Annotated in this window: 17 protein-coding genes; 11 read left to right on the forward strand and 6 right to left on the reverse strand. The window is 69.1% G+C overall.

Annotated elements, in window-relative coordinates; genetic code table 11:
• Positions 1–165 precede the first annotated feature (165 nt).
• From carB to FV218_RS02045, 6 genes are all read left to right on the forward strand, one after another.
• Entirely contained in the window at positions 166–3,651 is a 3,486-nt protein-coding gene (gene carB / locus FV218_RS02020) for a carbamoyl-phosphate synthase large subunit (RefSeq protein ID WP_056094763.1), read from the forward strand.
• Between the two features lie 126 nt (positions 3,652–3,777).
• Positions 3,778–4,254: a transcription elongation factor GreA gene (gene greA / locus FV218_RS02025; RefSeq protein WP_187272944.1), complete on the forward strand. Its 477-nt coding sequence runs from the start codon at positions 3,778–3,780 to the stop codon at positions 4,252–4,254.
• An 8-nt stretch (positions 4,255–4,262) separates the two neighbouring features.
• Complete coding sequence (locus tag FV218_RS02030; protein ID WP_147708514.1) at positions 4,263–4,775, forward strand: hypothetical protein; 513 nt, start codon at positions 4,263–4,265, stop codon at positions 4,773–4,775.
• Positions 4,776–4,874: 99 nt separating this feature from the next.
• Positions 4,875–5,906 (forward strand): mitochondrial fission ELM1 family protein, encoded by a 1,032-nt coding sequence (locus FV218_RS02035; protein ID WP_246684949.1) that lies wholly within the window; start codon positions 4,875–4,877, stop codon positions 5,904–5,906.
• A 125-nt stretch (positions 5,907–6,031) separates the two neighbouring features.
• Positions 6,032–7,036 carry a thioredoxin-disulfide reductase gene (gene trxB, locus FV218_RS02040; RefSeq protein ID WP_056094774.1) on the forward strand — a complete coding sequence of 335 codons (1,005 nt, stop codon included), beginning with the start codon at positions 6,032–6,034 and terminating at the stop codon, positions 7,034–7,036.
• Positions 7,037–7,466: 430 nt separating this feature from the next.
• Positions 7,467–8,357 carry a LysR family transcriptional regulator gene (locus tag FV218_RS02045; protein WP_056094777.1) on the forward strand — a complete coding sequence of 297 codons (891 nt, stop codon included), beginning with the start codon at positions 7,467–7,469 and terminating at the stop codon, positions 8,355–8,357.
• Between the two features lie 64 nt (positions 8,358–8,421).
• Here the strand turns inward: FV218_RS02045 and msrP are convergent, their stop codons facing one another.
• From msrP to FV218_RS02065, 4 genes are all read right to left on the reverse strand, one after another.
• Positions 8,422–9,372 carry a protein-methionine-sulfoxide reductase catalytic subunit MsrP gene (msrP, locus tag FV218_RS02050; protein WP_147708516.1) on the reverse strand — a complete coding sequence of 317 codons (951 nt, stop codon included), beginning with the start codon at positions 9,370–9,372 and terminating at the stop codon, positions 8,422–8,424.
• Between the two features lie 101 nt (positions 9,373–9,473).
• On the reverse strand, positions 9,474–11,171 hold the full coding sequence (locus tag FV218_RS02055; RefSeq protein ID WP_147708517.1) for an AMP-binding protein: 1,698 nt from the start codon (positions 11,169–11,171) through the stop codon (positions 9,474–9,476).
• A gap of 86 nt (positions 11,172–11,257) precedes the next feature.
• Positions 11,258–11,974: a hypothetical protein gene (locus FV218_RS02060; RefSeq protein ID WP_147708518.1), complete on the reverse strand. Its 717-nt coding sequence runs from the start codon at positions 11,972–11,974 to the stop codon at positions 11,258–11,260.
• Positions 11,971–13,464: a leucyl aminopeptidase gene (locus tag FV218_RS02065; protein ID WP_147708519.1), complete on the reverse strand. Its 1,494-nt coding sequence runs from the start codon at positions 13,462–13,464 to the stop codon at positions 11,971–11,973. Before FV218_RS02065 ends, FV218_RS02060 begins: the two co-directional genes overlap by 4 nt.
• Positions 13,465–13,757: 293 nt before the next feature.
• On the opposite strand from FV218_RS02065, the gene lptF reads away from it, so the two are divergent.
• From lptF to rsmA, 5 genes are all read left to right on the forward strand, one after another.
• Positions 13,758–14,915: an LPS export ABC transporter permease LptF gene (gene lptF / locus FV218_RS02070; RefSeq protein WP_147708520.1), complete on the forward strand. Its 1,158-nt coding sequence runs from the start codon at positions 13,758–13,760 to the stop codon at positions 14,913–14,915.
• Positions 14,916–14,918: 3 nt separating this feature from the next.
• A complete protein-coding gene (gene lptG / locus FV218_RS02075; RefSeq protein WP_056094792.1) occupies positions 14,919–16,013 on the forward strand; it encodes an LPS export ABC transporter permease LptG in 1,095 nt (364 codons plus the stop codon).
• Positions 16,013–18,658 (forward strand): LPS-assembly protein LptD, encoded by a 2,646-nt coding sequence (locus tag FV218_RS02080; RefSeq protein WP_246684950.1) that lies wholly within the window; start codon positions 16,013–16,015, stop codon positions 18,656–18,658. The genes lptG and FV218_RS02080 overlap by 1 nt, the downstream gene beginning before the upstream one ends.
• A 113-nt stretch (positions 18,659–18,771) precedes the next feature.
• Entirely contained in the window at positions 18,772–19,821 is a 1,050-nt protein-coding gene (gene pdxA, locus FV218_RS02085; protein ID WP_147708521.1) for a 4-hydroxythreonine-4-phosphate dehydrogenase PdxA, read from the forward strand.
• Positions 19,818–20,690 carry a 16S rRNA (adenine(1518)-N(6)/adenine(1519)-N(6))-dimethyltransferase RsmA gene (gene rsmA / locus FV218_RS02090; protein ID WP_147708522.1) on the forward strand — a complete coding sequence of 291 codons (873 nt, stop codon included), beginning with the start codon at positions 19,818–19,820 and terminating at the stop codon, positions 20,688–20,690. The genes pdxA and rsmA overlap by 4 nt, the downstream gene beginning before the upstream one ends.
• Positions 20,691–20,743: 53 nt before the next feature.
• On the opposite strand, the gene FV218_RS02095 is transcribed toward rsmA, so the two are convergent.
• Complete coding sequence (locus tag FV218_RS02095) at positions 20,744–22,618, reverse strand: peroxidase family protein (RefSeq protein ID WP_187272943.1); 1,875 nt, start codon at positions 22,616–22,618, stop codon at positions 20,744–20,746.
• 929 nt (positions 22,619–23,547) lie between these two features.
• Positions 23,548–24,549, reverse strand: a complete 1,002-nt coding sequence (locus tag FV218_RS02100; protein WP_147708524.1) for a TIM44-like domain-containing protein — start codon at positions 24,547–24,549, stop codon at positions 23,548–23,550.
• Positions 24,550–24,603 lie beyond the last annotated feature (54 nt).

Consider the following 24,603-nt stretch of genomic DNA (forward strand, 5'->3'; position numbering starts at 1 on the left):
CCTGCCTGTGGCCCCCGGCGGCGCCCGCTCCGCCCTTCCAAAACCGGGCGGCGGCGTGTAGACGCGACGCCTAACGACAATCCACGCCGCTCGCGCCCGCACACGGCAGTCCCCGATGGGGGCGCCGTGCGTGCCCGGGCGCGTGTCCGCAAGCCAGGGCCCCCGATGCCGAAACGCACCGATCTCTCCACGATCCTCATCATCGGTGCGGGTCCGATCGTCATCGGACAGGCGTGCGAGTTCGACTATTCCGGCACCCAGGCGTGCAAGGCCCTCCGTGAGGAGGGCTACCGGATCGTGCTGGTCAATTCGAACCCGGCCACGATCATGACCGACCCGGACATGGCCGACGCCACCTATGTCGAGCCGATCACCCCGGAGATCGTCGCCAAGATCATCGAGAAGGAGCGCCACGTGGTGCCGGGCGGCTTCGCCCTGCTGCCGACCATGGGTGGCCAGACGGCGCTGAACTGCGCCCTGTCCCTCAAGAAGATGGGCATCCTCGAAAAGTTCGACGTCCAGATGATCGGCGCCACGGCCGAGGCCATCGACAAGGCCGAGGACCGTCAGCTGTTTCGCGACGCCATGACCAAGATCGGCCTGGAGACGCCGAAATCGGCCGTCGCCAACGCCTCCGCCGCCAAGAAGGTCGACCGCGAAAAGTACCTCGCCGAAATCGCCCGGATCGAGGCCGCCACGGAGGGAGAAGCCCGCGCGGCGGCCCTGCGGGCCTTCGAGAAGAAGTGGCATTCGGGCGAGTCCGAGCGGCGCAAGCGCTACGGCGAGCACGCCATCGGGCAGGCGCTCATCGCGCTGGCCGATGTCGGCCTGCCGGCGATCATCCGCCCGTCCTTCACCATGGGCGGCACGGGTGGGGGCATCGCCTACAACCGGGAGGAATTCCTCGACATCGTCGAGCGCGGCATCGACGCCTCGCCCACCAACGAGGTCCTGATCGAGGAGAGCGTGCTCGGCTGGAAGGAGTACGAGATGGAGGTCGTTCGGGATCGGAACGACAACTGCATCATCGTCTGCTCCATCGAGAACATCGACCCGATGGGCGTCCACACCGGCGATTCCATCACGGTCGCCCCGGCGCTGACGTTGACCGACAAGGAATACCAGGTGATGCGCGACGCGTCGCTCGCGGTCCTGCGCGAGATCGGCGTCGAGACCGGCGGCTCCAACGTCCAGTTCGCCATCGACCCGGCCACGGGCCGGATGATCGTCATCGAGATGAACCCGCGCGTGTCGCGCTCGTCGGCCCTGGCGTCCAAGGCCACGGGCTTTCCCATCGCCAAGGTCGCGGCGAAGCTCGCGGTGGGCTACACCCTCGACGAGATCGCCAACGACATCACGGGCGGCGCGACCCCGGCCTCGTTCGAGCCGACCATCGACTACGTCGTCACCAAGATCCCCCGGTTCGCCTTCGAAAAATTCCCCGGCGCCGAGCCGACGCTCACCACCGCCATGAAATCCGTCGGCGAGGCCATGGCCATCGGCCGGTGCTTCGCCGAATCGCTTCAGAAGGCCCTGCGCTCCCTGGAGACGGGCCTCACCGGCCTCGACGAGATCGAGATCGAGGGCCTCGGCAAGGGCGACGACCACAACGCCATCAAGGCGGCCCTCGGGACCCCGACCCCGGACCGCCTCCTGAAGGTCGGCCAGGCCCTGCGCCTCGGCGTCAGCCACGAGGAGGTCCACGCCTCGTGCAAGATCGACCCGTGGTTCCTGGAGCAGCTCCAGGCGATCATCGACCTCGAGAACCGGGTGAAGGCCTACGGCATCCCGACGACGCCCGGGGCCCTGCGCCAGCTCAAGGCCGCCGGCTTCTCCGACGCGCGCCTCGCGGTGCTCGCCGGGACCGACGAGGATTCGGTGCGCAGGAACCGCCGGGCCCTCGGCGTCCGCCCGGTCTTCAAGCGCATCGACACCTGCGCGGCCGAGTTCAAGGCGCCCACCGCCTACATGTACTCGACCTACGTCGCCCCCTTCGCCGGGACGGTCGTGGACGAAGCGCAGCCGACAAATGCGAAAAAGGTCATCATCCTCGGCGGCGGACCGAACCGCATCGGCCAGGGCATCGAGTTCGACTATTGCTGCTGTCACGCCTGCTTCGCGCTCACGCAAGCCGGCTACGAGACCATCATGGTCAACTGCAACCCGGAGACAGTCTCCACGGACTACGACACCTCCGACCGGCTGTACTTCGAGCCCCTGACCGAGGAGGACGTCCTCGAGATCATCGAGACGGAGCGCCAGGCCGGCACGCTCCACGGCGTCATCGTCCAGTTCGGCGGCCAGACGCCCCTGAAGCTCGCCCGTGCCCTGGAGGCCGCCGGCGTGCCGATCCTCGGGACCTCGCCCGACGCCATCGATCTCGCCGAGGACCGCGACCAGTTCAAGCGCCTCCTCGACAAGCTCGGGATGAAGCAGCCCAAGAACGGCATCGCCTATTCCGTCGAGCAGAGCCGGCTGGTGGCCGCCGACCTCGGCCTGCCCTTCGTGGTGCGCCCGAGCTACGTGCTCGGCGGCCGCGCCATGGCGATCATCCGCGACGAGACCCAGTTCGCCGACTACCTCCTCGACACCCTGCCGAGCCTGATCCCCTCCGACGTCAAGGCGCGCTACCCCAACGACAAGACGGGGCAGATCAACACGGTGCTGGGCAAAAACCCGCTGCTGTTCGACCGCTACCTGTCCGACGCCACCGAGATCGACGTGGACGCGATCTGCGACGGCAAGGACGTGTTCATCGCCGGCATCATGGAGCACATCGAGGAGGCGGGCATTCACTCGGGCGATTCGGCCTGTTCCCTGCCCTCGCGCTCGCTCTCGCCCGAGACCATCGCCGAACTGGAGCGTCAGACCAGGGCCATGGCCCTGGCGCTGCAGGTCGGTGGCCTGATGAACGTGCAGTACGCCATCAAGGACGGCGCCATCTACGTTCTGGAGGTGAACCCCCGCGCCTCGCGCACGGTGCCGTTCGTGGCGAAAGTCATCGGCGAGCCCATCGCCAAGATCGCCGCCCGCGTGATGGCCGGCGAGCCCCTGGCGAGCTTCGGCCTCAAGGCCAAGGTCCTCGATCACATCGCCGTCAAGGAGGCGGTGTTCCCGTTCGCGCGCTTCCCCGGCGTCGACGTGCTGCTCGGCCCCGAGATGCGCTCCACCGGCGAGGTCATCGGCCTCGATTCGAGCTTCGGCGTCGCCTTCGCCAAGAGCCAGCTCGGCTCCGGCACCCAGGTGCCGAGGGATGGCGCAGTGTTCGTCTCCGTGCGCGACGCCGACAAGGCGCGCATCCTGCCCGCCATCCGCGAACTCGCCGGCCTCGGCTTCACCATCGTGGCCACCAGCGGCACGCAGCGCTACCTCGTCGAGAACGGCGTGCCGACGGAGCGGGTCAACAAGGTCCTGGAGGGCCGCCCCCACGTGGTCGATTCCATCAAGAACGGCGACATCCAGCTCGTGTTCAACACCACCGAGGGGGCCGGCGCCCTGTCGGACTCGCGCTCGCTGCGCCGCGCGGCCCTCTTGCATAAAGTGCCGTACTACACCACTCTCGCTGGGGCGATGGCGGCGGCCGAGGGGATCAAGGCCTATCTGGAAGGCGATCTCCAAGTCCGCGCCTTGCAGGAATACTTCGCGGCCTGAATCATTGCGTTGCGGGTGACTTGCGTCACGGCTGCGGCGCATTAGGTTCTGGACGATCTTATTCTGGCCCGGGGGGAGCGGTATCGCTTCCTTCGGGCCTCTTCATTGTGGCGCGAGACGATGACGATAGACAAGGTTCCGATGACGGTGCGCGGCTACGCGGCGCTGGAGCAGGAGTTGAAGCACCGCCAGCAGGTGGAGCGTCAGCGTATCATCCAGGCAATCTCCGAGGCGCGTGCCCTCGGCGACCTGTCGGAGAACGCCGAGTACCATGCCGCCAAGGAGGCGCAGTCCCACAACGAGGGCCGCGTCATGGAACTCGAGAGCATGATCGCGCGCGCCGAGGTGATCGACGTGACGAAGCTCTCGGGCACCAAGATCAAGTTCGGCGCCACGGTGAAACTCGTCGACGAGGACACTGAGGAGGAGAAGACCTACCAGCTCGTCGGCGAGCCGGAGGCGGACGTGCGCTCGGGCCTCGTATCCATCACCTCCCCCATCGCCCGCGCCCTCATCGGCAAGGGCGTCGGCGACACCGTCGAGGTGACGACACCGGGCGGCGGCAAGTCCTACGAGGTCGTCGCCGTCCAGTACGGCGCCTGAGCGGCCCCATGCGCAGCCTGACGCGTTGGGCCGGACTGGGAGGTCTGCTCGGCCTCCTTGCCCTCGCCGCTCCGGCGTCGGCCGAAGGCTTGCCGAGCCTGGGGGCCGAGCGCCTGTCCGGCATCCGCGTCGATGTCGGCCCCCTCCTCGCCCGGGGCGACGGCCCCCGGGCCCAGGCGCTTCAGGCCGACCTGACCGAAGCCCTGCGCAGCGAGTTCGCCGACGTCTCGGGCGGGCGCGGCCCCACCCTCGTGGTGCGCCTGCGCGCCCTGTCGATGAACCCCTATGTCGGCAATCAGGGCCGCAGCGGGTTCGGCGGCAGCATGGATTCCGATTATCTCGACGGCGAGGCCCTGCTCGTCGGGCGTCGCGGCGAGGTTCTGGCCCGGCACCCCCAGCTGTCCGTCGTGCCGGCGAGTTCGGGCGGCGCCTGGTACGATCCCGAGTCCGAGCGCCGCCGCGTGACCGCCATCGCGGCCCATTACGCCGGCTGGCTGCGCCGGGCGCTGCCGTCGAACTGACCGGTGGCCGACGTGGCGGTCGGAGACGGCGAGACCGGATGTGGAATGACCGGGATTGACGCGGCGCCGCCGATGGCGAAAGCGTCCCGGATGCATGCCATGCCCGACCCTTCGGCGCCGACCCCCTCCCCCCCGTCCGACATCGCCCGCGCCCGCGCCTGGATCGTCACCGACGGCAAGGCCGGCGACGAGAACCAGTGCCTCGGCATCGCCGAGACCCTCGGCCTGGCGTTCGAGACCCGGCGCATCGCCCCGCGGCCGCCCTTCGGATGGATGGCGCCGTGGGGGCCGGTGGACCCGGGCGACCGGCCGGGCCGGGCCCGCGGCGCCCTGTCGGGCCCCCTGCCCGACATCCTCATCGCCTCCGGCCGTCGCGCGGTACCGTATCTCCGGGCCGTGCGCGAAGCCTCCGGCGGCCGCACCTTCACGGCCTTCCTCAAGGACCCGCGCACGGGACCGCAGACCGCCAACTTCGTCTGGGTGCCGGATTACGACGACCTGCGGGCCGAGAACGTCTTCACCACCCTCACGGCCCCGCATCAGGTCTCGGCGGCGCGCCTCGCCGCCGCGCGGGCCCGGCCCGATCCGCGCCTCGCCCCCCTGCCGTGGCCGCGCATCGCCGTACTCATCGGCGGCGACAGCCGGCACCTGACCTACCGCAACGCCGACATGCGCCGCCTCGTGCGCGATCTCACCAAGCTGTCCGAGGGCGGCTGCTCGCTGATGCTGACGGTCTCGCGCCGCACGCCCCCGGCCCTGCGCGACGCCCTCCAGGCCCTGGTCGCGGCCAGGGGCGGGTTCTTCTGGGACGGCACGGGGGAGAACCCCTACATCGCCATGCTGGCGCTGGCCGAGGCCATCGTGGTCACGTCGGACTCGGCCAACATGGTCGGCGAGGCCGTGAGCACCGGCGCGCCGGTCCTCCTATTCGACCTGCCGAAGACCTATATCCGTCACAGGCGGCTGTTCGCGGGCCTCGCCATGGCGGGGGCCCTCAAGCCCTTCATCGGGCGTCTGGAGACCCTGCGCTACGGCCCCCTCGACGCGACGCCGGCCATCGCGCAGGCGATGGCCCTCGCCTACGACGCGCATGTCGCGCGCCTGGCCGCCGGCCGTCCCGAGCGGCTCTGAACCAGGGGGGCAGGTGCATGTCGTCAAACCAATCCGTCGCGCGCGATGATCGCCCGCGGCTCGGCGCCGCAGCCGCGGCTTAGCGGACATTCGAAGTCGGCCCCTCCGTCTCAGCAAGGCTCGCCATGACCACCCATCGCACGAAAGTCCTCATCATCGGGGCCGGGCCGGCCGGCTACACCGCCGGCATCTACGCCGCGCGCGCCAACATGAAGCCCATCCTCGTGACCGGCATCCAGCCGGGCGGCCAGCTGACGATCACGACCGATGTCGAGAACTATCCGGGCTTCGCCCGCGCCGTTCAGGGACCGGACCTGATGGAGCAGATGCGCGAGCAGGCCGAGCATGTCGGGACGCAGATCGTCTACGACACGATCGTTTCCGTCGACCTGTCGAAGCGGCCGTTCGTAGCGGTCGGCGACGGCGGCGACACCTACGTGGCCGACACCCTGATCGCGGCGACGGGTGCCCAGGCCCGCTGGCTCGGGCTGCCGTCCGAAATGGACTTCAACGGAGCCGGCGTATCCGCCTGCGCGACCTGCGACGGGTTCTTTTACCGGGGCAAGGAGGTCGTCGTCGTCGGCGGCGGCAACACGGCGGTGGAGGAGGCGCTCTACCTCGCCAACCTGGCGTCCAAGGTGACCGTCGTGCATCGCCGGGACAGGTTTCGGGCGGAGCCGATCCTTCAGGACCGCCTCTTCGCCCATCCGAAGATCGAGGTGGTCTGGAACCACGCGGTCGACGAGATTCTGGGGCGACGCGTCCCGGTCAAGGCCGTGACGGGCGTCCGCCTCCGCCATGCCGTCACGGGGGAAGCGAAGGAGATTTCCACGGACGGACTGTTCGTCGCCATCGGACACGATCCGGCGACGAAACTGTTCGCCGGTCAGCTCCACCTGCTTGAAGGCGGCTACATCGAGATCGTCCCGGGGACCACGCGCACCACCGTCGAGGGCGTCTACGCCGCCGGCGACTGTGCCGAGTTCGTCTACCGGCAGGCCGTCGTCGCGGCCGGAATGGGCTGCATGGCCGCCCTGGAGGCCGAGAAGTTCCTCGCCGAGCATTCCCCCGATCCCGAGACCCGTCGGGCGGAAGTCGGGGAATCCGAGATGATCGGCGCCTACGACTAGGCGACCTTCATCCGACGCGAGTCGACCGGGCGGCGACCCTTGCGGCCGGATCGGGATATCCCGTCGAAAGCCAAGGCTTGGTCTGCGGCGGAGGCTCGCGGGTTGCCGTCGCTTCTGCGTTACGGCGCCCGGCATGGGCTGCATGGCGGCCTCGGGCCCTCGAAAACTTGAGCGTCGCGTTCGAAACCGGCGGGACCCCACAGCAAGCTGCGGCCGAATCGCGATTTTCGCCCGACCCGGCTTGCGTCCGGCTTCAACACAATCGCAAGATCGAAGTCCTAACCTGAGCGCTGACGACATGGGTCGTCGGCGCTTCTCGCATGGAAGACCTGCGCGGCTTTCCGTGACGAGGGTGTTCCTGCGGCGCGGCGGCCCTCCGGTCGGCAATGGCCGGCGGGGCGGCGCCGGGGTACGTACGGGAGTGGACGCCGTGGACTGGGACAAGATCCGCATCTTCCTCAACGTCGCCGAGGCGGGCAGCTTCACGCGCGCCGGCGACGATATCGGCCTGAGCCAATCGGCCGTGAGCCGGCAGATCAGCGCCCTGGAGCGCGAGTTGAAGGCGCCCCTGTTCCACCGCCACGCCCGCGGCCTCATCCTCACCGAGCAGGGTGACCTGCTGTTCCGCGCCGCGCGCGACATGAAGCTTCGCCTGGAGAACACCCGGGCGCGGCTCGTGGAAACGAGCGAGCGGCCGTCCGGCGACCTCAAGGTGACGACGACGGTGGGCCTGGGTACCTCGTGGCTCGCCCAGCGGGTGGCCGAGTTCCTCGACCTCTACCCGGATGTCCGCGTCGAGATGATCCTGACCAACGAGGAACTCGACCTCGCCATGCGCGAGGCCGACGTCGCCATCCGCATGCGGCGCCCGGCCCAGCCCGACCTCATCCAGCGCCGGCTGTTCACGGTGCATTACCACGCCTACGCTTCGGCCGATTACGTCAAGCGCTTCGGCGAGCCGAAAAGCATCGCCGACCTCGACAACCACCGCCTGATCTCGTTCGGCGGCAACGAGCCGTCCTACCTGCTCGCCACCCACTGGCTCGCCACCGTGGGGCGCGAGGGCCTGGAGCGCCGGCCGATCCACTTCACGGTGAACAACATCACCGCCCTGCAGCAGGCGATGGAGACGGGCGCCGGCATCGGCATCCTGCCCGACTACGCCGTGGAGAGCGGCACCGGCCTCGTCCAGGTCATGCGCGACAGCGAGATGCCGCACATGGAGAGCTACCTCGTCTACGCCGAGGAGATGCGGACCGTGGCCCGCGTCCAGGCTTTTCGGGACTTCCTCGTCGCCAAGGCGCAGCGCTGGATCTACTGAGCGCCGCGCCCCGCCGAACAAGTTCGCGTTGGGACGCAACGCGAATGCGAAACCTGCTTGGGGCTCACACGAACAGCCGCTCTTTCTCCAGGCCCTTGTAGAGCCCGGCGACCTGCTCGCCGTAGCCGTTGTAGATGAGCGTCGGCACGCGCTGGTCGGTGCCGAGCACCCGCTCCGTTGCCTGGCTCCAGCGCGGGTGCGACACGGCCGGGTTGACGTTGGCCCAGAAGCCGTACTCGGCCGCCTGCAGGCCCTCCCAGAACGTCTTAGGCCGTTCGGCCACGAACGAGATCTTGGTGATCGATTTCACCGACTTGAAGCCGTACTTCCACGGCACCGCGAGGCGGATCGGCGCGCCGAACTGGTTCGGCAGCGCCTTGCCGTAGATGCCCGTGACCACGAAGGCGAGGTCGTTGGCCGCCTCCGCCATGGTGAGCCCTTCGACGTAGGGCCACGGATACAGGAACGAGCGCTGGCCCGGCGCCATGGCGGGATCGTTGAACGTCTCCATCCGGATGTACTTCGCCCCCGAGGCGGGCTTGGCCAACGCCACCAGCTTCGACAGGGGGAAGCCTGTCCACGGCACGGCCATGGACCACGCCTCGACGCAGCGGTGGCGGTAGAGCCGCTCTTCCAGGGTCACCTTGCGGACGAGGTCCTCGAAGCCGATCTCGAACGGCTTGTCGACGAGGCCGTCGATCTTGATGGTCCAGGGCTGGGTCTTCAGGGCGTTGGCCGCCGGCAGGACGCTCTTCGACATGCCGAATTCGTAGAAGTTGTTGTAGTCGCCGCTGAACTTCTCCGCCGTCACGGCGCGGTCGAGGGCGTAGGCCTCGTTGCGCGGGGCCGGATACAGGCCGGGCTCGGTGGCGGCAAAGGCGTCGCGTGAACCGAGAAGCGCCGTCGCCGCGAGGCCGGCACCGGCGCCGAGCAGGGCGCGACGGTCGAGGAAGACGCTCTCCGGGGTCGCGAGGTGTTCGGGGATTTCCCAGCCGCGCGGGCGCTTGATATGCATGAATGCCTCCACTGCCGGCCCTTGCGCGGCGCCGCGCCCGGATACCGACCCATGCCCCATCATACGGAGCGGCGGGCCGATTGGTTACAGGCCGGCGCGCGTCACGGAGCGGGCGGATCGTCGCGCAGGGCCCGGCGCAGGACCTTGCCGACATTGGTCTTCGGCAGGGCCTCGTGGAACACCACCCGGCGCGGCACCTTGTAGCCCGTGAGCTGGGTGCGGGCGAAGGCCCGCAGGGCGTCGGGCGTGGTCTCGCCCCCCGAACGCCTGACCACGTGGGCCACCACCATCTCGCCGGTCTCGTCGTGGCGCGCGCCCACCACGGCGCATTCGAGGACGCCGGGATGGCCGGCCAGCACCTCCTCGACCTCGTTGGGATAGACGTTGAACCCCGAGACCAGGATCATGTCCTTCATCCGGTCGACGATGCGGACCTGCCCGTCCGCCTCGAACACCGCGACGTCGCCCGTGCGGAAGTAGCCGTCCGGTGTGGTGGCGCGGGCGGTCTCGTCGGGACGATTCCAGTAGCCGGCCATCACCTGGGGGCCACGCACGCACAACTCGCCAGGCTCGCCAGCCTCCGCATCCCGCCCGTCCGCGGTGCGGATGACGACCGCCGTCGACGGCAGGGGAAACCCGATGGTGCCGGACCATTCGGCCAATCCCGGCGGATTCACGCAGACCACGGGCGAGGTCTCGGACAGGCCGTAGCCCTCGACGATGGTGGTGCCGGTGAGCGCCTTCCACTTCGCCGCCACCGGCGCCTGCACCGCCATGCCGCCGGCGATGACGAAATCGATGTGGCCGAAATCGACGGCCCCGATGCCCGGGTGGTTCACCAGCAGGTTGAACAGGGTGTTGACGCCCGACAGGTGGGTGAAGCGATTGGTCTTGAGCGTCTTCACGAAGCCGTCGGCGTCGCGCGGGTTCGGGATCAGCAGGCAGCAGCCGCCGAGCCGCACGAACAGGAAGAAGCAGCAGGTCAGGGCGAAGATGTGATAGAGCGGCAGCGCGGTGATCATCACCCGCTCGTGGCCGTCCTCGCCGTCGATGCAGAACCACGTCTGGCACTGGACGACGTTGGCGACGATGTTGCGGTGGGTCAGCATCGCCGCCTTGGCGACCCCCGTGGTGCCGCCGGTGTATTGCAGGAAGGCGAGGTCGTCGGGCGCGATGGAGACGGCCGGGCGCGGCAGGCTCCGGCCGAGGCGCTGGACGGTCTCGAACCGGATCGTGCGCTCCGCCGGCAGGGTATAGGCCGGCACGGCCTTCTTCACGTGCCGGCTCGCCCAGCCGATGGCCCGCCCCTTGAGGCCGAGGCCGTCGCCCGGTCCGGCGACGACAATGCGCTTGAGGCTCACGTCCGCCAGGGAGGCCGCCACCGTGTGGGCGAAGTTCTCGAGGACGAACAGGGCGCGCGCGCCGGAATCGATGAGCTGCGCCGTGAGTTCGCGCGGGGTGTAGAGCGGGTTGACGTTGACGACGGTGCAGCCGGCGAGCAGCACCCCGAAGATCGCCGTCGGGTAGGCCGGCACGTTGGGCATCATGATCGCGATGCGGTCGCCCTTGCCGAACCCTTGCGCGGCGAGCCAGGCCGCCACCGCCCGCGCGGATTCCCCGAGGGCCGCATAGGTGACGCGGGAGCCGAAGCACTGCACCGCCGGTCGGCCGGGGTGGCGCCGCAGGGTGTCCTCGAACAGATCGACCAGGGTGCCGAGGCCGGCGACATCGATCTCGACCGGGACCCCCGGCGGATAGGCCGATAGCCACGGGCGCTCGGCGCCCCGAACATGAGCCATTGCGGAACCTCCCTGTGATGCGGCGCAGCGGCTTGGTGCCGCTTTCGTTCACATCTAAACCATCTTTCCGGATTCGCCCCGGCGGATCAACCCGTCGCCGCCGATGGTGACCGATGGCGGTGACCGCTGTCGAGCCAGACGAGGCCGGCATGGGGCAGGAAGGCGAGGAGAACCAGGGCGCCGGCGAGCCCCGCCTCGCCGTCCGTGAGGGGACGGCGCGGCCAGGCGCCGAGCCCGGCGGCATGGGCGAGGCCGAGCAGGAGAAGAGCGAACCACAGGGCCAGGGTTCGCATCAGGACCCGGCCCGCACCGGCGAGGAACCATCGGCCCCATCCGCCATCCTCTCGAAGGCGGCCGGCCGTCAGGAGCCCGCCGAGGCCGAGGATGAGTCCGAACAGGATGGCGGCCGAGGCGGTGCCGAGGCCGTAGGCCACCGGCATCGCCTGCCCGCTGAGGAAAGCCATGCCGCCCGTGGCGAATCCTGCGCGCAGGACCACGCCGCCGAAGGTCGGGTAGAGGCATGCGGCCAGCAGCAGCGCCACCGCGACCGCACCTCCGGCGAGGCGCCGGACCGGTCCGCCCGGCGCCGGCCGCGCCATCGTGAGAAGCAGGCGGGCGAGGCCGTACGCGATGGCGCCGGAGAACAGCGGATAGCGATCGAGGAAGAAACCGTAGAACCACGCCTCGATCCCGCCCGGCAGGACCGTGCGCTGGCTGAAGCCCGTCAGCCAGGCGAATCCGACGGCCAGTACGGCGACCGCCACCGGGCCGAGGGCCCAGGCGGCGGCGGTCACGCGGCTCACGCCTCGCAGTTGTCGCGCACGAGGCGGTCGAGGAGGCGCACGCCCCAGCCGGCGCCCCAGCTGCGGTTGATCTCGGAGGACGAGGACGACATCGCCACCCCGGCGATGTCGAGATGCGCCCACGGCACGTCGTTGGTGTAGCGCTTGATGAAGGAGGCGGCCGTGGCCGCGCCCCCGTGGCGCCCGCCGGTGTTCTTCATGTCGGCGAACTTCGAGTCGATGGCCTTGTCGTAGGCCGGGATCAGCGGCATTCGCCACACGGCCTCGCCCGTCGCCTCACCGGCGGCGGTGAGCTTGGCGGCGAGGGCGTCGTCGTTGGAGAACAGGCCGGCGATGTCCTGCCCGAGGGCCACGATGATCGCGCCCGTGAGGGTGGCGAGATCGACCATGAACTTCGGCTTGTAGGCGCTCTGGATGTGCCAGACCACGTCGGCGAGGACGAGGCGGCCTTCCGCGTCGGTGTTGATGATCTCGATGGTCTGGCCCGACATGGAGGTGACGATGTCGCCGGGGCGGTAGGCGTCGCCGTCGGGCATGTTCTCGACGATGCCGATGGCGCCGACGACGTTGACCTTGGCCTTGCGTGCGGCCAGCGCATGCAGGGTGCCGACGACACAGGCGGCGCCGCCCATGTCGCCCTTCATGTCCTCCATGCCGGCCGCGCCCTTGATGGAGATGCCGCCGGAATCGAAGCACACGCCCTTGCCGATGAAGGCGATGGGCGCCTCACCCGCCTCGCCGCCGTTCCAGCGCATGATCACGACGCGGGGCTCCTTCACCGAGCCACGGGCCACGGCGAGCAGGGCGCCCATGCCGAGCGCTTCGAGCTTGCCCGGACCGAGCACCTCGACCTCGACGCCGAGCTTCGTCAGTTCCTCGGCGCGGCGGGCGAACTCCTCCGGGTACAGGACGTTCGGCGGCTCGTTGACGAGTTCGCGGGCCAGGATCACGCCCTCGGCCACGGCGTCGGCGGCCTTCGCGGCGGCCTCGGCGGCGGCCGGATCGGACACCAGCAGGGTAAGGGCAGTGCCGCGCGTCTCCTCGCCCTCGGGCTTCTTCTTGGTCTTGTAGCGGTCGAAGCTGTAGTGGCGCAGGCGGGCGCCGAGGGCGAAATCGGCGGCGTTCTCGGGCGTCACCGACACGCCCGGCAGGGCCAGGGCGAGGCTGGCGTTGCGGCCCGTGACCTTGCTGGCGGTGAATCCGCCCAGTGCCGGCCAGTCGATCTTGGCCCGGTCCTTCTCGGAGCCGATCCCGACGACGACGAGGCGGTCCACATCGAGGCCGGCGGGGGCCGGCAGGGAGAGGGCCGAGAGGGATTTGCCCTTGAAGCGCTCGCTGGCGGAGGCCCGCGCCACGAGGTCGGCGGCACCGCGCCCGATGGCCTGGGCCACCTCGGGCGGCAGCGCGAGGTCGTCGCCGACGAAGACGACGAGGTCGCCCCGGCCCACCGGTCCGAGGGGGCCGAATGCGATCGTGATACCGTCCGCCATGCCTGCAGCTTTCCAAGGTCGCGCCACGGTCGCGCGGTGGGTTGTGTGCGGCGCGGCACGCCGTGACGGGCGGCGCCGGATCGGTTTCCTGTGTACCCGTTGAGCCGCAGAACGCAACGCGATGGCGCGGTGCCGGAAAGTGCCGTCAAACGGCCCGGTTTGGCGCGCTCTCAGCAGGCTCGACGCCGCCGCGGCGCCCGCGCTACATCGGCCGGTCGCCACCCTGATGGCTTGCTTTGATGGCTTAACTCGATGGCTTGGCCGGCCCCCGGGAGATCCGACCGCGAGAACCGATGACGCAGATCGAGCGCTACATCTTCCGGATCGCGTTCGGCGCCTTCCTCGCCTGCCTCGTCGGCCTCACCGGCACGATCTGGGTGACGCAGGCCCTGCGGGAACTCGACCTCATCACCGCCAAGGGCCAGACCCTGGTGATCTTCTTTCTCATCACCGGCCTGTCCCTGCCGACCCTGATCACGGTGATCTCGCCCGTCGCCCTGTTCATCGCCGTGGTCTACGCCCTGAACAAGCTCAACGGCGATTCCGAGCTCATCGTCATGTCGGCGGCGGGGATGAAGCCGCGCCGCATCCTGCGGCCGTTCCTCACCCTCGGTCTCGCCGTGAGCTTCGCCGTCGCGTTCCTGACCATCCAGGTGATGCCGTCGTCGTTCCAGGAACTGCGCGACGTGCTGACCCGGGTGCGCGGCGACTTCATCGCCAACGTGGTCAAGGAAGGCCAGTTCACCAGTCTCGACAGCGGCATCACCTTCCACTTCCGCGAGCGCGGCCCCGGCGGATCGCTGCTCGGCATCTTCATCCAGGACAAGCGCGCGGCGGGGAAAAGCGTGGTCTACCTCGCCGAGCGCGGCCAGGCGGTCGATTACGGCGGCCAGAGCTACCTCGCGCTCGAGAAGGGCAGCGTGCACCGCCAGCAGAAGGATTCGCGCGACTCCTCGATCATCACCTTCGAGCGCTACACCGTCGATCTCGCCGCCTTCACGCCTCCGGATTCCGAGGTGACCTACAAGCCGCGCGAGCGCTCGACGACGCAGCTGTTCTTCCCCGACCGGTCGGAGGGCTACTACCAGCTGCAGAAGGGCCGCTTCCGGTCCGAGCTGCACGACCGCCTGTCGTCCTGGCTCTATCCCCTGGCGCTGACCTTCATCGCGTTCGCCGCCCTGGGCGATCCCCGCACCACGCGACAGGGCCGGGGCGTGGCGGTGGCCGGCGCGGTGCTGGCCGTGGTGGTGCTGCGCATCGCCGGTTTCGCAGCCACCAGCGCGGCCACCCGCAGCCAGGGCGCCGTGGTGGCGATCTACGCCGTGCCGCTGCTGGCCATCGCGTTCTCCAGCCTCATCATCTTCCACGGACCGGCGGTACGGTCGTGGAACGCGAAGGCTGCACGCGGGCTTGCCGGGCTCCTGCGCCGCCCGCGCCTCGGTCGGGCCTGAACCGTGAGCGCCCTCATCGGCCTCACCCTCGGGCGCTACTTCGCGCTGCGCTTCCTGCGCACGATCCTGGGCGTGTTCCTCACGGTCTTCACCCTGGTCTACACCCTCGATTTCGTCGAGCTGCTGCGCCGCGCGGGTGACGCCGAGGGCGCGTCCACAGGTTTGATGGCCCAGCTCGCCCTGTTCCGGACCCCGGCTGTCGCCGAGGGCGTGCTGCCCTTCGCGATCCTGTTCGGGTCGATGGCCTCCCTCCTCCAGCTCTCGCGCAAGCTCGAACTCGTGGTGGCGCGGGCCGCCGGCATCTCGGCCTGGCAGTTCCTCCAGCCCGGCCTGTTCGTGGCACTCGCCATCGGGGCCTTCACGGTGGGGGTCTACAACCCGGTCTCGGCCCTGCTGAAGCAGCGCTCCACCGAGATCGAGGCCAAGATCTTCGCCAAATCCACCAAGGCGGGCTCCGGCAAGGACATCTGGATCCGCCAGCGCAGCCTCGACGGGCAGGCGATCCTGCGGGCCGAGACGGCCATCGAGGGCACCACGACGCTCGCCGGCGTCTCGGCCTACACCTTCGACGAGGGCGGCGCCTTCGTGTCCGAGGTCGATGCCGCGAGGGCGATCCTGCACGAGGGCTACTGGGAATTGCAGGAGGCCCGCCTCCTCAGCCCCGGCGCGCCGCCGGAGAGCTTCTCCACCTATCTCATCGCCTCGACCCTCGACCCGGGCCAGATCCGCCAGCGCTTCACCCCGCCGGAATCTGTGCCTTTCTGGCAACTTCCCGAGACCATCGCTCGCAACGAGCGGGCGGGGTTGGATGCGACGCGCTACCGTCTCCAGTATGATGTGCTCATGGCGCGGCCCGTCCTCTTCGTCGCCATGGTGCTCGTGGCGGCCAGCGTTTCCTTAAGGTTCTTCCGCTTTGGTGGGGTGGGCAAGCTCGTGCTCGGCGGCGTCGCTGCCGGGTTCGCCCTCTACGTCGCGCGGCAGCTCCTCGAAGGGTTGGGTGCGTCGGGGATCATCACGCCGGCGGTGGCGGCGTGGTTCCCGGCTGTGGTAGGAAGTCTTCTCGGTATGCTCACGCTTCTCTATCAGGAGGACGGCTGATGCCGGTCGCCGGATCGGGACACGGGGTGGGATCGTGGCAGGAGTTGGGACTCGCGTTGCGTAAGGTCGCCGACATCGCGTTCGCCGCCGGTTTGCTGGCGCTGCTCCCCGCCATGGGTTCCACGGCGGCGGAAGCGCGCCCGGCTGCGCAGTCGGATGCCAAGGCCAAGCCGGACACCAAGGGGAAGCCGGCCGAGCGCCTGCTCGTGGAGGCGGCCGAGCTCGTCTACGACAACGACAAGAACACCGTCATGGCGCGCGGCAACGCCGAGCTGCATTACGGCCCGCGCACGCTCCAGGCCGACCGCGTCCTCTACGACCGCAACACCAGCCGGGTCTTCGCCGAGGGCAACGTTCGCCTCACCGACGAGACCGGGGCGGTGCTGACCGGCGCCAAGATGGAGCTGACGGACGACTTCAAGAACGGCTTCATCGACGCCCTGCGCATCCAGCAGACCATCGAGGTGAAGGGCCAGCCCGTCCGCACCCGGTTCTCGGCTCCCCGCGCCGAGCGCATCGAGGGCGACCGCACCAGCTTCGAGTACGGCACCTACACCGCCTGCGAGCCGTGCAAGAACAACCCCGAGACGCCGCCCCTCTGGCAGATCCGCGCCACCAAGATCATCCACAACAACGAGACGCACACCATCGCGTTCGAGGAATCCACCCTCGAGATCGCCGGCATCCCCCTCGCCTACCTGCCGTATTTCGAGACGGCCGATCCGAGCGTGAAGCGCAAATCGGGCTTCCTGACGCCGCGCTTCATCTCGTCGACGGCCCTCGGCAGCGGCCTCGCCACGCCCTACTTCTTCAACCTCGCGCCGGACTACGACCTCACCCTGTCGCCGGCCTTCCTGAGCAATCAGGGCGTGCTGGGCCAGGCCGAGTTCCGGCAGCGCCTCGACACGGGCTTCTACAACCTGCGCCTGTCGGGCATCTTCCAGACGACGCCGAGCGCGTTCCTGCCCGGCCCCCTCGGCGCCGGTGACCGCGACTTCCGCGGCGCCGTCGAGTCGAAGGGCCAGTTCTACATCAACGACCGCTGGCGCACGGGCTGGGACCTCGTCGGCGTCACCGACAAGTGGTTCCTCGACAATTACCGCATCCGCAACCAGAGCATCACCACGGACTATTTCCGCGAGGCGGTCTCGACGGCCTACCTCATCGGACAGGGCGACCGCTCGTGGTTCGAGGCGCGGGGCTACTACTTCAAGGGCCTGTCGAGCTTCGACTGGCAGAAGGAACAGCCCATCGTCGCGCCGGTCATCGACTACGACAAGCGCATCAACGGGCCGGCGCCGCTCGGCGGCGAGGTCCGTTTCGAGGCCAACATCACGAGCCTGACCCGCGAGGCCACCGACTTCCAGGGCATCCCGCGCACGGGCGCCTACCTGTTGAGCCCGAGCGCCAACGGTCAGAGCTTCCCGCTCTACGAGACCTGCCTGACCTTCACCCGCGGCACCTGCCTGATCCGTGGGCTCGCCGGCGCGAACACCCGCGCCTCGGCGCAGGTCTCCTGGCGCCGGACCTTCATCGATGAGGCGGGCCAGGTGTTCACGCCGTTCGCCTACCTGCGCACGGACGCGTTCTTCGTCGATCCGCGCAATTCCGGCTACCAGAACGCCCTGGCGCAGAATCTGACGACGCAGGATTCCGACATCTCCGGCCGGGTGATGCCGGCCGTCGGCCTCGACTACCGCTACCCGTTCGTCTCCAATTTCGGGCCGCTGGGCGTCCACACCCTGGAACCCATCGCCCAGGTCATCGCCCGCCCGAGCGAGACCCGCATCGGCCGCCTGCCCAACGAGGACGCCCAGAGCCTCGTCTTCGACGACACCTCCCTGTTCCAGTGGGACAAGTTCTCGGGCTACGACCGGGTCGAGGGCGGCCTGCGGACCAACCTCGGCGCGCAGTACTCGGTGGTGACCCCCGCGGGCTGGTACGCGAACCTGCTGTTCGGCGAGTCGATCCAGATCGCCGGCGTCAACTCGTTCCGGCGCGGCGACATCGCCAATGTCGGCCTCGATTCCGGCCTCGAGAATCGTCGCTCGGACTTCGTCGGCCGTTTCCAGCTCTCGCCCAACCAGAACATCAGCTTCATCTCGCGGGCGCGGTTCGACCAGCGGGATTTTGCCGTCAACCGGTTCGAGACAGGCGTGACGGCGCGCTTCGCCCCGTTCCTGCCCCTGGACCTGTCGCTGTTCTATTCGTTCTACGAGGCGCAGCCGGCCCTCGGCTTCGTGCACCGGCGCGAGGGTCTGACCGCGTCCGCCACCTACCACGTCACGCCGAACTGGTTCGTCACCGGTTCGGCGCTGGTGGATCTGAGCCACTACCTCGACGTGCGCGACAACTTCGCCGACGCCTACACCGCCTACCTGCAAAACCCCGTCGGCCCGTCGCCGATCTACGTGAATCCCGGCAAGTCCTACCTCTCGGGCATCAGCCTCGGGGCCGGCTATCAGGACGAGTGCACCACGGTGTCGCTGAACTACATCGTCTCGCCCATCGCCACGGCCCTCGGCACGGCGGAGCGCAACCGCACGGTGCTGCTGCGCGTCGAGCTGAAGACCCTCGGCGAGGCGGACCTGCGCCAGAACCTCGGCACGGCGACGACCTCGGACGGTATCGCCACCGTCCGGTGACCCCGGTCGTCGTGCTGGGTCTCGTCTTGCCGGATCGTCTTGCCGGGTCGTCTTGCCTTGTCGGTCCCGACCTGCGACGCGGTCGGGATGACAGTGCAAGGACGGCGGAAGACGTGACCGATCACAAGCCGATCGCCCTCACCCTCGGCGACCCGGCCGGGATCGGGCCGGAACTCTCCCTGATGGCGTGGCGGGACCGTGACGAGGGCTTCGGCCTGCCGCCGTTCTTCCTCATCGGCGACCCGGATTTCGTCGAGCGGCGCGCGAGCGAACTCGGGTTCTCGATCCCCATCGCGGAGGTCGGCCCGGATTACGCCACCGAGGTGTTTCCCCGTGCGCTGCCGGTGATGCCCCTGCCGAGCGGCGCGCGCATCGGCGCCGTGGCCGGACGGCCTGATTCTGCGAATGCGGGCGCAACCCTCGAATCCATCACCACGGGCGTCGCCCTCGTGCGCGCCGGGATCGCCACGGCACTCGTGACCAATTCCATCGCCAAGTACGTCCTCACCCAGGTCGGCTTCGCCCATCCCGGCCACACGGAGTTCCTCGCGGCCCTGAGCGTCGAGCCCGGTGAGGCGGTGCCGCTCCCGGTGATGATGCTGTGGAGCGAGACCCTCGCGGTGGTGCCGGTCACGATCCACGTGGCGCTCCGCCGGGTGCCCGAACTGCTCACCCAGGACCTCGTCGTCGCCACGGCCCGCATCGTCGCCCACGACCTGCGTCACCGCTTCGGCCTCGCCCATCCGCGCCTCGTCCTGTCCGGCCTCAACCCCCATGCGGGCGAGAACGCCACCATGGGCCTGGAGGACCGCGACGTGCTGGAGCCGGCGGTGGCGCAGCTCCAGAATGAGGGCATCGACATCCGGGGGCCGCTCCCCGCCGACACCCTGTTTCATCCGCGGGCGCGCGCGACCTACGACGTGGCGCTGACCCCGACCCACGATCAGGCGCTCATCCCCATCAAGACCATCGCGTTCGACGACGGGGTCAACGTGACCCTCGGCCTGCCCTTCATCCGGACCTCGCCGGACCACGGCACCGCCTTCGACATCGCCGGCAGGGGGATCGCCCGCCCCGACAGCCTGATGGCGGCCCTGCGCCTCGCCGCCCGCCTCGCCAAGAGGCCTCGCCAGGAGGCCTCCCCAATGAGCCCCGCGTCATGAGCGACATCGATCATCGTGCCGACGACGGCCTGCCACCCCTGCGCGATGTGGTGCGCACGCATGGCCTGGAGCCGAAGAAGGCGCTCGGCCAGAATTTTCTGTTCGACCTCAACCTCACGGGCCGCATCGCCCGCTCGGCCGGACCCCTGGAGGGCGTCACCGTGGTGGAGATCGGTCCCGGTCCCGGCGGCCTCACCCGCGCCCTCCTGAGTGCCGGCGCCGCCCGGGTCATCGCCGTCGAGCGCGATCCCCGCGCCCTGCCGGCCCTCGCCGAGATCGCCGCCCGTTATCCCGGCCGCCTCGATGTCGTGGATGCCGACGCCCTCACCTTCGATCCCGTGCCGCTCATCGGTTCCGGGCCCTTGGGCTCTGGACCTGTGCGGATCGTCGCCAACCTGCCCTACAACATCGGCACGCCGCTGCTGACGGGCTGGCTCACCGACCCGGCCTGGCCGCCGTGGTGGGACAGCCTCACCCTGATGTTCCAGCGCGAGGTCGCCGAGCGCATCGTGGCAGATGAATCGGACCGGGCGAATTACGGCCGCCTCGGCGTCCTGTGCGGCTGGCGGACGCAAGCCGACATCCTGTTCGACGTCGCCCCGTCGGCCTTCGTGCCACCGCCCAAGGTCACATCGAGCGTGGTGCGGCTGACGCCCCGGCCGGCCCCCCTGCCCTGCGCCGTCGAGACCCTGGAGCGCGTCACCCGCGCGGCCTTCGGCCAGCGTCGCAAGATGCTGCGTCAGAGCCTCAAGGCCGCGACCCCCGACGCCCTGCGCCTGCTGGAGGCCGCGGGCATTGCCGAGACCGCCCGCGCCGAGGAGGTGCCGGTGGCGGGCTTCGTCGCCATGGCGCGGGCCCTGGTCGGCTGACGGACGGTAAGTTCCTGCCGTCGCGCGAACCCGGGGCGTCGCGCCATGTCCGGTCAGGCGAGGGTGTACTCGTTCGCGGTGATCTGGTCCGGCCTCACCCCCGGGAGTGCGACCTCGACGCTGCCGTAGGTGATGACGGCGTGCCCGTGATCCGAGGTGACCACCAGTTCGTCATGCGTGTCATGGTGCGGGCCCAACGCGGCGGGCTGGCAACCGGGATCGGTCCAACCCCCGGCGGTCTCGAAAACCAGATGGTCCCGTCCGGGTCGGAAGTCGGTGATGACGGCCTTCGTGTCCGCCGTGAACACGAACTGGTCGTTCCCACCGCCGCCCGTCAGCGTCTGGTCGCCGGTGCCGGCGACCAGCATGTCGCCCTTCGGCCCTCCCGCCACGAGCGCTTCGCCGTTCGTGCCGATCACGAGCTGCGGCGCATCCGGATTTTCGGACGCCACATCGCTGCTGCGGCGGTCGTAGAAGGTGAAGGCGTCGCCCTGGATATGCCGTGTGTCGGTGTTCCGCGTGATGATGTCCGACAGGGTCGTGTGGCGGATATCGTTCAGCGTCTGCCGATCGAACTGGTCGTTCTGGTACCAGAGGCGATCCCCGTCGCGCAGGTGATCGAATTGCGCGCCAACGATGGCCGAGAAGGTCGGCCCGAGTAGAGAACCCGGCGCGTGAGCTTCGGCGAGGCCTCCGGTCCAGAGATCGACGGCCTCCACGGAGCCGAAGGCCTCGCGCATCGCCGCGACCGTGGCCCGGTCGTCGGTGATCTCGGAAAAGTCCGCGTAGGGGGCGAAGCCGAGTTCCTCGCGGGTCTCGTTGAGGGTGCCCAGGCCGAGGTCGCGGCCGCGTTGGATATTGATGCTCGCCAGATCCAGGACGACCGGCGGATCGTTCAGGAAGTTGCGCAGGTCCTCGACGATGCGGACATCCATCGTCTGCGAGGCGTCGTCGCCGAGGTGGCGCAGGAAGCCGTCGGCTCCCGATGCCGCCGCGAAGGCCGCCGGTGTCATCCCGAAGGTGTCCCGGAGTTCGAGCCCCGGTCCGACGAGGTTGCCGGCCTCGTCGACGCGCTCCGTCTCGGCCGAGACGATGGAATGCCCGAACCGGTAGGCCGCGCCCGCGAACTCGACGCTGATCCGCGGGTCCACCTCGGCATCGTAGCCCCCGTAGGGCGCCATCGCATCGGCACCGAGGAGGTGGGGCAGGAACTCGTCGTAGGTGATGTGCTGGATCTCCGCGGTCACGATCGCCCTCGCCTGGTGGTAGAGGGCATCGCCACCGAGGTCGGGATGAGCCGCAGAAAGCCGGTCCACCTGGAAATTGTGTTCGCGCAGGAACAGCGTCTGGAGCGCGGTCAGGGACGGGTTCTCCGCGGCACGCCCGTCGCCCGCCAGGAAGGCGCCATTCACGATCGGCAGATTGTCCCCGATCGAGGTCGCCAGATGTCCGTCCGGGAGCCGCAGGCGCGCGGCCGTGGCCGCATCCGAACCATAGACCATCGAGGCATCGAGCCAGCCGGTGACGGCGTTCCGGGCGATCGCCGGCATGTCCGTGCCGGCCCCGGTCGCGGGATCGATGACGGCGCGGGTGATGGGAATAGGGCTCCCGGCGGCGAAGAACGCGTCACCGGCCGGGACCACGACGTCGATCCGCGTGACCCCATCCGTGCGGCTGAGGTCGAGATCGTGGTCGATGAACTGCCCCCAGGCGTAGAGCATCCCCGACACGCCCTGCGGGTTCGGAATCGTCGGATCGCCCTCCCCGACGACGATGTTGCTGATCGACCGCGCGTTCGGCCCATCGACCAGGGTCGAGATCCCGTCCGCGTAATGCGCCGCGCCGAGCCGGGCGAAATTGCTGCCGACCGCGTTGAGGTCGGCTCGGCCGAGGTTGTTGCCCGAACCGGTGATCGAATAGAACTCCATCGCGATGCGTCCTTTCACCCGTCCCGCGCTCATCCGCGGGGTTTCGTGCCGTCGCCGGTCTCCCGTCGACCGCGGTGTCCCGGGTGGGCAAGCGGATCGCGCGACCTCGCCGCTGCGAGCGACGGGCCCCGCCACCCCGCGGGGACAGGCCGACGACGCGCGTCCGCGTTTCACCCCCTGAACAGTCGTCCTGGTCGGCCGGGACAGATCTCGGCCGGAAGCGGACAGCCTCCGACAGTCGAACCGGTATGGTACGTCAGTACCTCGGCGCCGACAGGCGTGATTCGCATTAATTTATTGCTTTTAAATCGGGGAAAGTCAAATCGATAACAATGATTATTATTTAGGATTGGAGATAGATCGGATCAATGTAAATTTATATTGAGCTGTGTTCTATCTAGATTTATCAGTGTGATATCGGACATTTCCGAAGCGTTGTCTTGGAAACTTGCGACGGGCGATCGACGCGGGCGGCTTGTGAGGACTTTTCATCGGCAGCTCGAACACGCGCAGGCTCCATGGCAATCCGCCACAAGCATCAGATGTGTCCACGAGTTGGGCATCTACGGTGTCCGGGGTGGCAGATGGATTGTCACCGCGACAGCCTGCACGGACGCAAGTCGATCCATGGTCCGACTTGAAGATGCATTGATCGTAGATCTGGGACGGCATCGTCGATCATCCTGATGCAGCGATGAAATAGTATGCCTGATCGGGAATTTCATCCCGGATGTCGTCGGATGACGCGACGTGACGGGGGTCGCGCGATCGTCGGCCCCGGCCGCATCGATGGCCGAGGACCGTCCCGTTCGGCAGACCGGTGACAGCGGACGCGAATCGCCGATCATGCGGCCGGTTCGGGACAACAAAAAAGGGCCGCCCGGTTGCCCGGGCGGCCCTCATGTCTTGGGGGTCCGAAAAAAGGGTCTTCAGCGGCCCTGCTGGATCGCCGAAAGCACCCAGCGGCCGCCGCGCTCGCGCACGAAGGTCCACAGCTCGACGGCCTCCGGCTCGCCGGTGGCGACGACGCGGTCGGTGCGGCGCTCGACGGTGACGTCCTTGATGGCGTAGCGCATGGCGACGGTCGCGTACTCGGAATTGCCCTCGCCCCACGACTCGGACAGGTCACCCTGCAGGAGTTTCACGTCGGAGATGCGGTTGACGACGCCCTTGGCCTCGTTGGCGCGCAGTTCCTCGATGAAGTAACCGGCCATCTCCGGGGTCGCGAGGTTGCGCAGACCTGCCACGTCCTCGCGGCCATAGGCCTCCTGAACGCCCTTGAGGGCGATCTCGAAGCTCTCGAAGTCGCCGGGTCCGATCTGGACCGGACGGGCCTGCATCGGCTGCACGGGCGCGGGGCCGCGCCCCATGCCACCACCGCCAAGTCCGCCGCCCATGGGGCTCGGGCCGGCGTTGCCGCCGCCCATGCCGTTCGGACCGGTGCCGTTGCCGCTCAGCTCCGAGCGGGCATGGCCGGCCGCCGCCGGGGTACCCTGGCGTCGGCGGAACCAGCGCACGGCGAGGGCGACGAGGAGGACGACGAGGCCGACCTGCAGCATCAGGCCGATGAACGAGGCGATGCCGCCGAGGCCGCCGAAGAAACCGCCACCGAGGAGCGCGCCGAGGAGGCCGGCACCGAGGAGGCCGGCCATGAAGCCGCCGCCGAAGCGCGGGCGCTGAGCCGCCGCCGGATTCATGCCGGGGTTGCCCATGGCCGGGCCGGGCTGGGTCTGCGAGCGCTGGATCGGCGCAGCCGTGGTGGGGGCCGTGGTGGTGGCCGACGGGGGGGCGTAGGTGCGCGAACCGCGCGAGCCCATTCCGCTGCCGCCGCCGCCCGGACGTGCCTCCGCCATGGGTGCCGCCAGCGCCAGGGTGGCGGCGAGCGTGAGGATGGTGGCCGCGCGCTTGCGGCGCGTGGGGGTGGTGAGCATGAATTCGCCCCTGATGCGATTCGATAAATGTCCGGCGGAAGCGCCAGTCATTAT

Source organism: Methylobacterium sp. WL69, from assembly GCF_008039485.1.
Taxonomy (GTDB): domain Bacteria; phylum Pseudomonadota; class Alphaproteobacteria; order Rhizobiales; family Beijerinckiaceae; genus Methylobacterium.

Excerpts from the sequence above, each read along its gene's own strand:
- carB (WP_056094763.1), top strand. The coding sequence starts at position 166 with ATGCCGAAACGCACCGATCTCTCCACGATCCTCATCATCGGTGCGGGT.
- FV218_RS02030 (WP_147708514.1), top strand. The coding sequence starts at position 4,263 with ATGCGCAGCCTGACGCGTTGGGCCGGACTGGGAGGTCTGCTCGGCCTC.
- FV218_RS02035 (WP_246684949.1), top strand. The coding sequence starts at position 4,875 with ATGCCCGACCCTTCGGCGCCGACCCCCTCCCCCCCGTCCGACATCGCC.
- trxB (WP_056094774.1), top strand. The coding sequence starts at position 6,032 with ATGACCACCCATCGCACGAAAGTCCTCATCATCGGGGCCGGGCCGGCC.
- msrP (WP_147708516.1), bottom strand. The coding sequence starts at position 9,372 with ATGCATATCAAGCGCCCGCGCGGCTGGGAAATCCCCGAACACCTCGCG.
- FV218_RS02055 (WP_147708517.1), bottom strand. The coding sequence starts at position 11,171 with ATGGCTCATGTTCGGGGCGCCGAGCGCCCGTGGCTATCGGCCTATCCG.
- FV218_RS02065 (WP_147708519.1), bottom strand. The coding sequence starts at position 13,464 with ATGGCGGACGGTATCACGATCGCATTCGGCCCCCTCGGACCGGTGGGC.
- lptF (WP_147708520.1), top strand. The coding sequence starts at position 13,758 with ATGACGCAGATCGAGCGCTACATCTTCCGGATCGCGTTCGGCGCCTTC.
- FV218_RS02080 (WP_246684950.1), top strand. The coding sequence starts at position 16,013 with ATGCCGGTCGCCGGATCGGGACACGGGGTGGGATCGTGGCAGGAGTTG.
- rsmA (WP_147708522.1), top strand. The coding sequence starts at position 19,818 with ATGAGCGACATCGATCATCGTGCCGACGACGGCCTGCCACCCCTGCGC.
- FV218_RS02095 (WP_187272943.1), bottom strand. The coding sequence starts at position 22,618 with ATGGAGTTCTATTCGATCACCGGTTCGGGCAACAACCTCGGCCGAGCC.
- FV218_RS02100 (WP_147708524.1), bottom strand. The coding sequence starts at position 24,549 with ATGCTCACCACCCCCACGCGCCGCAAGCGCGCGGCCACCATCCTCACG.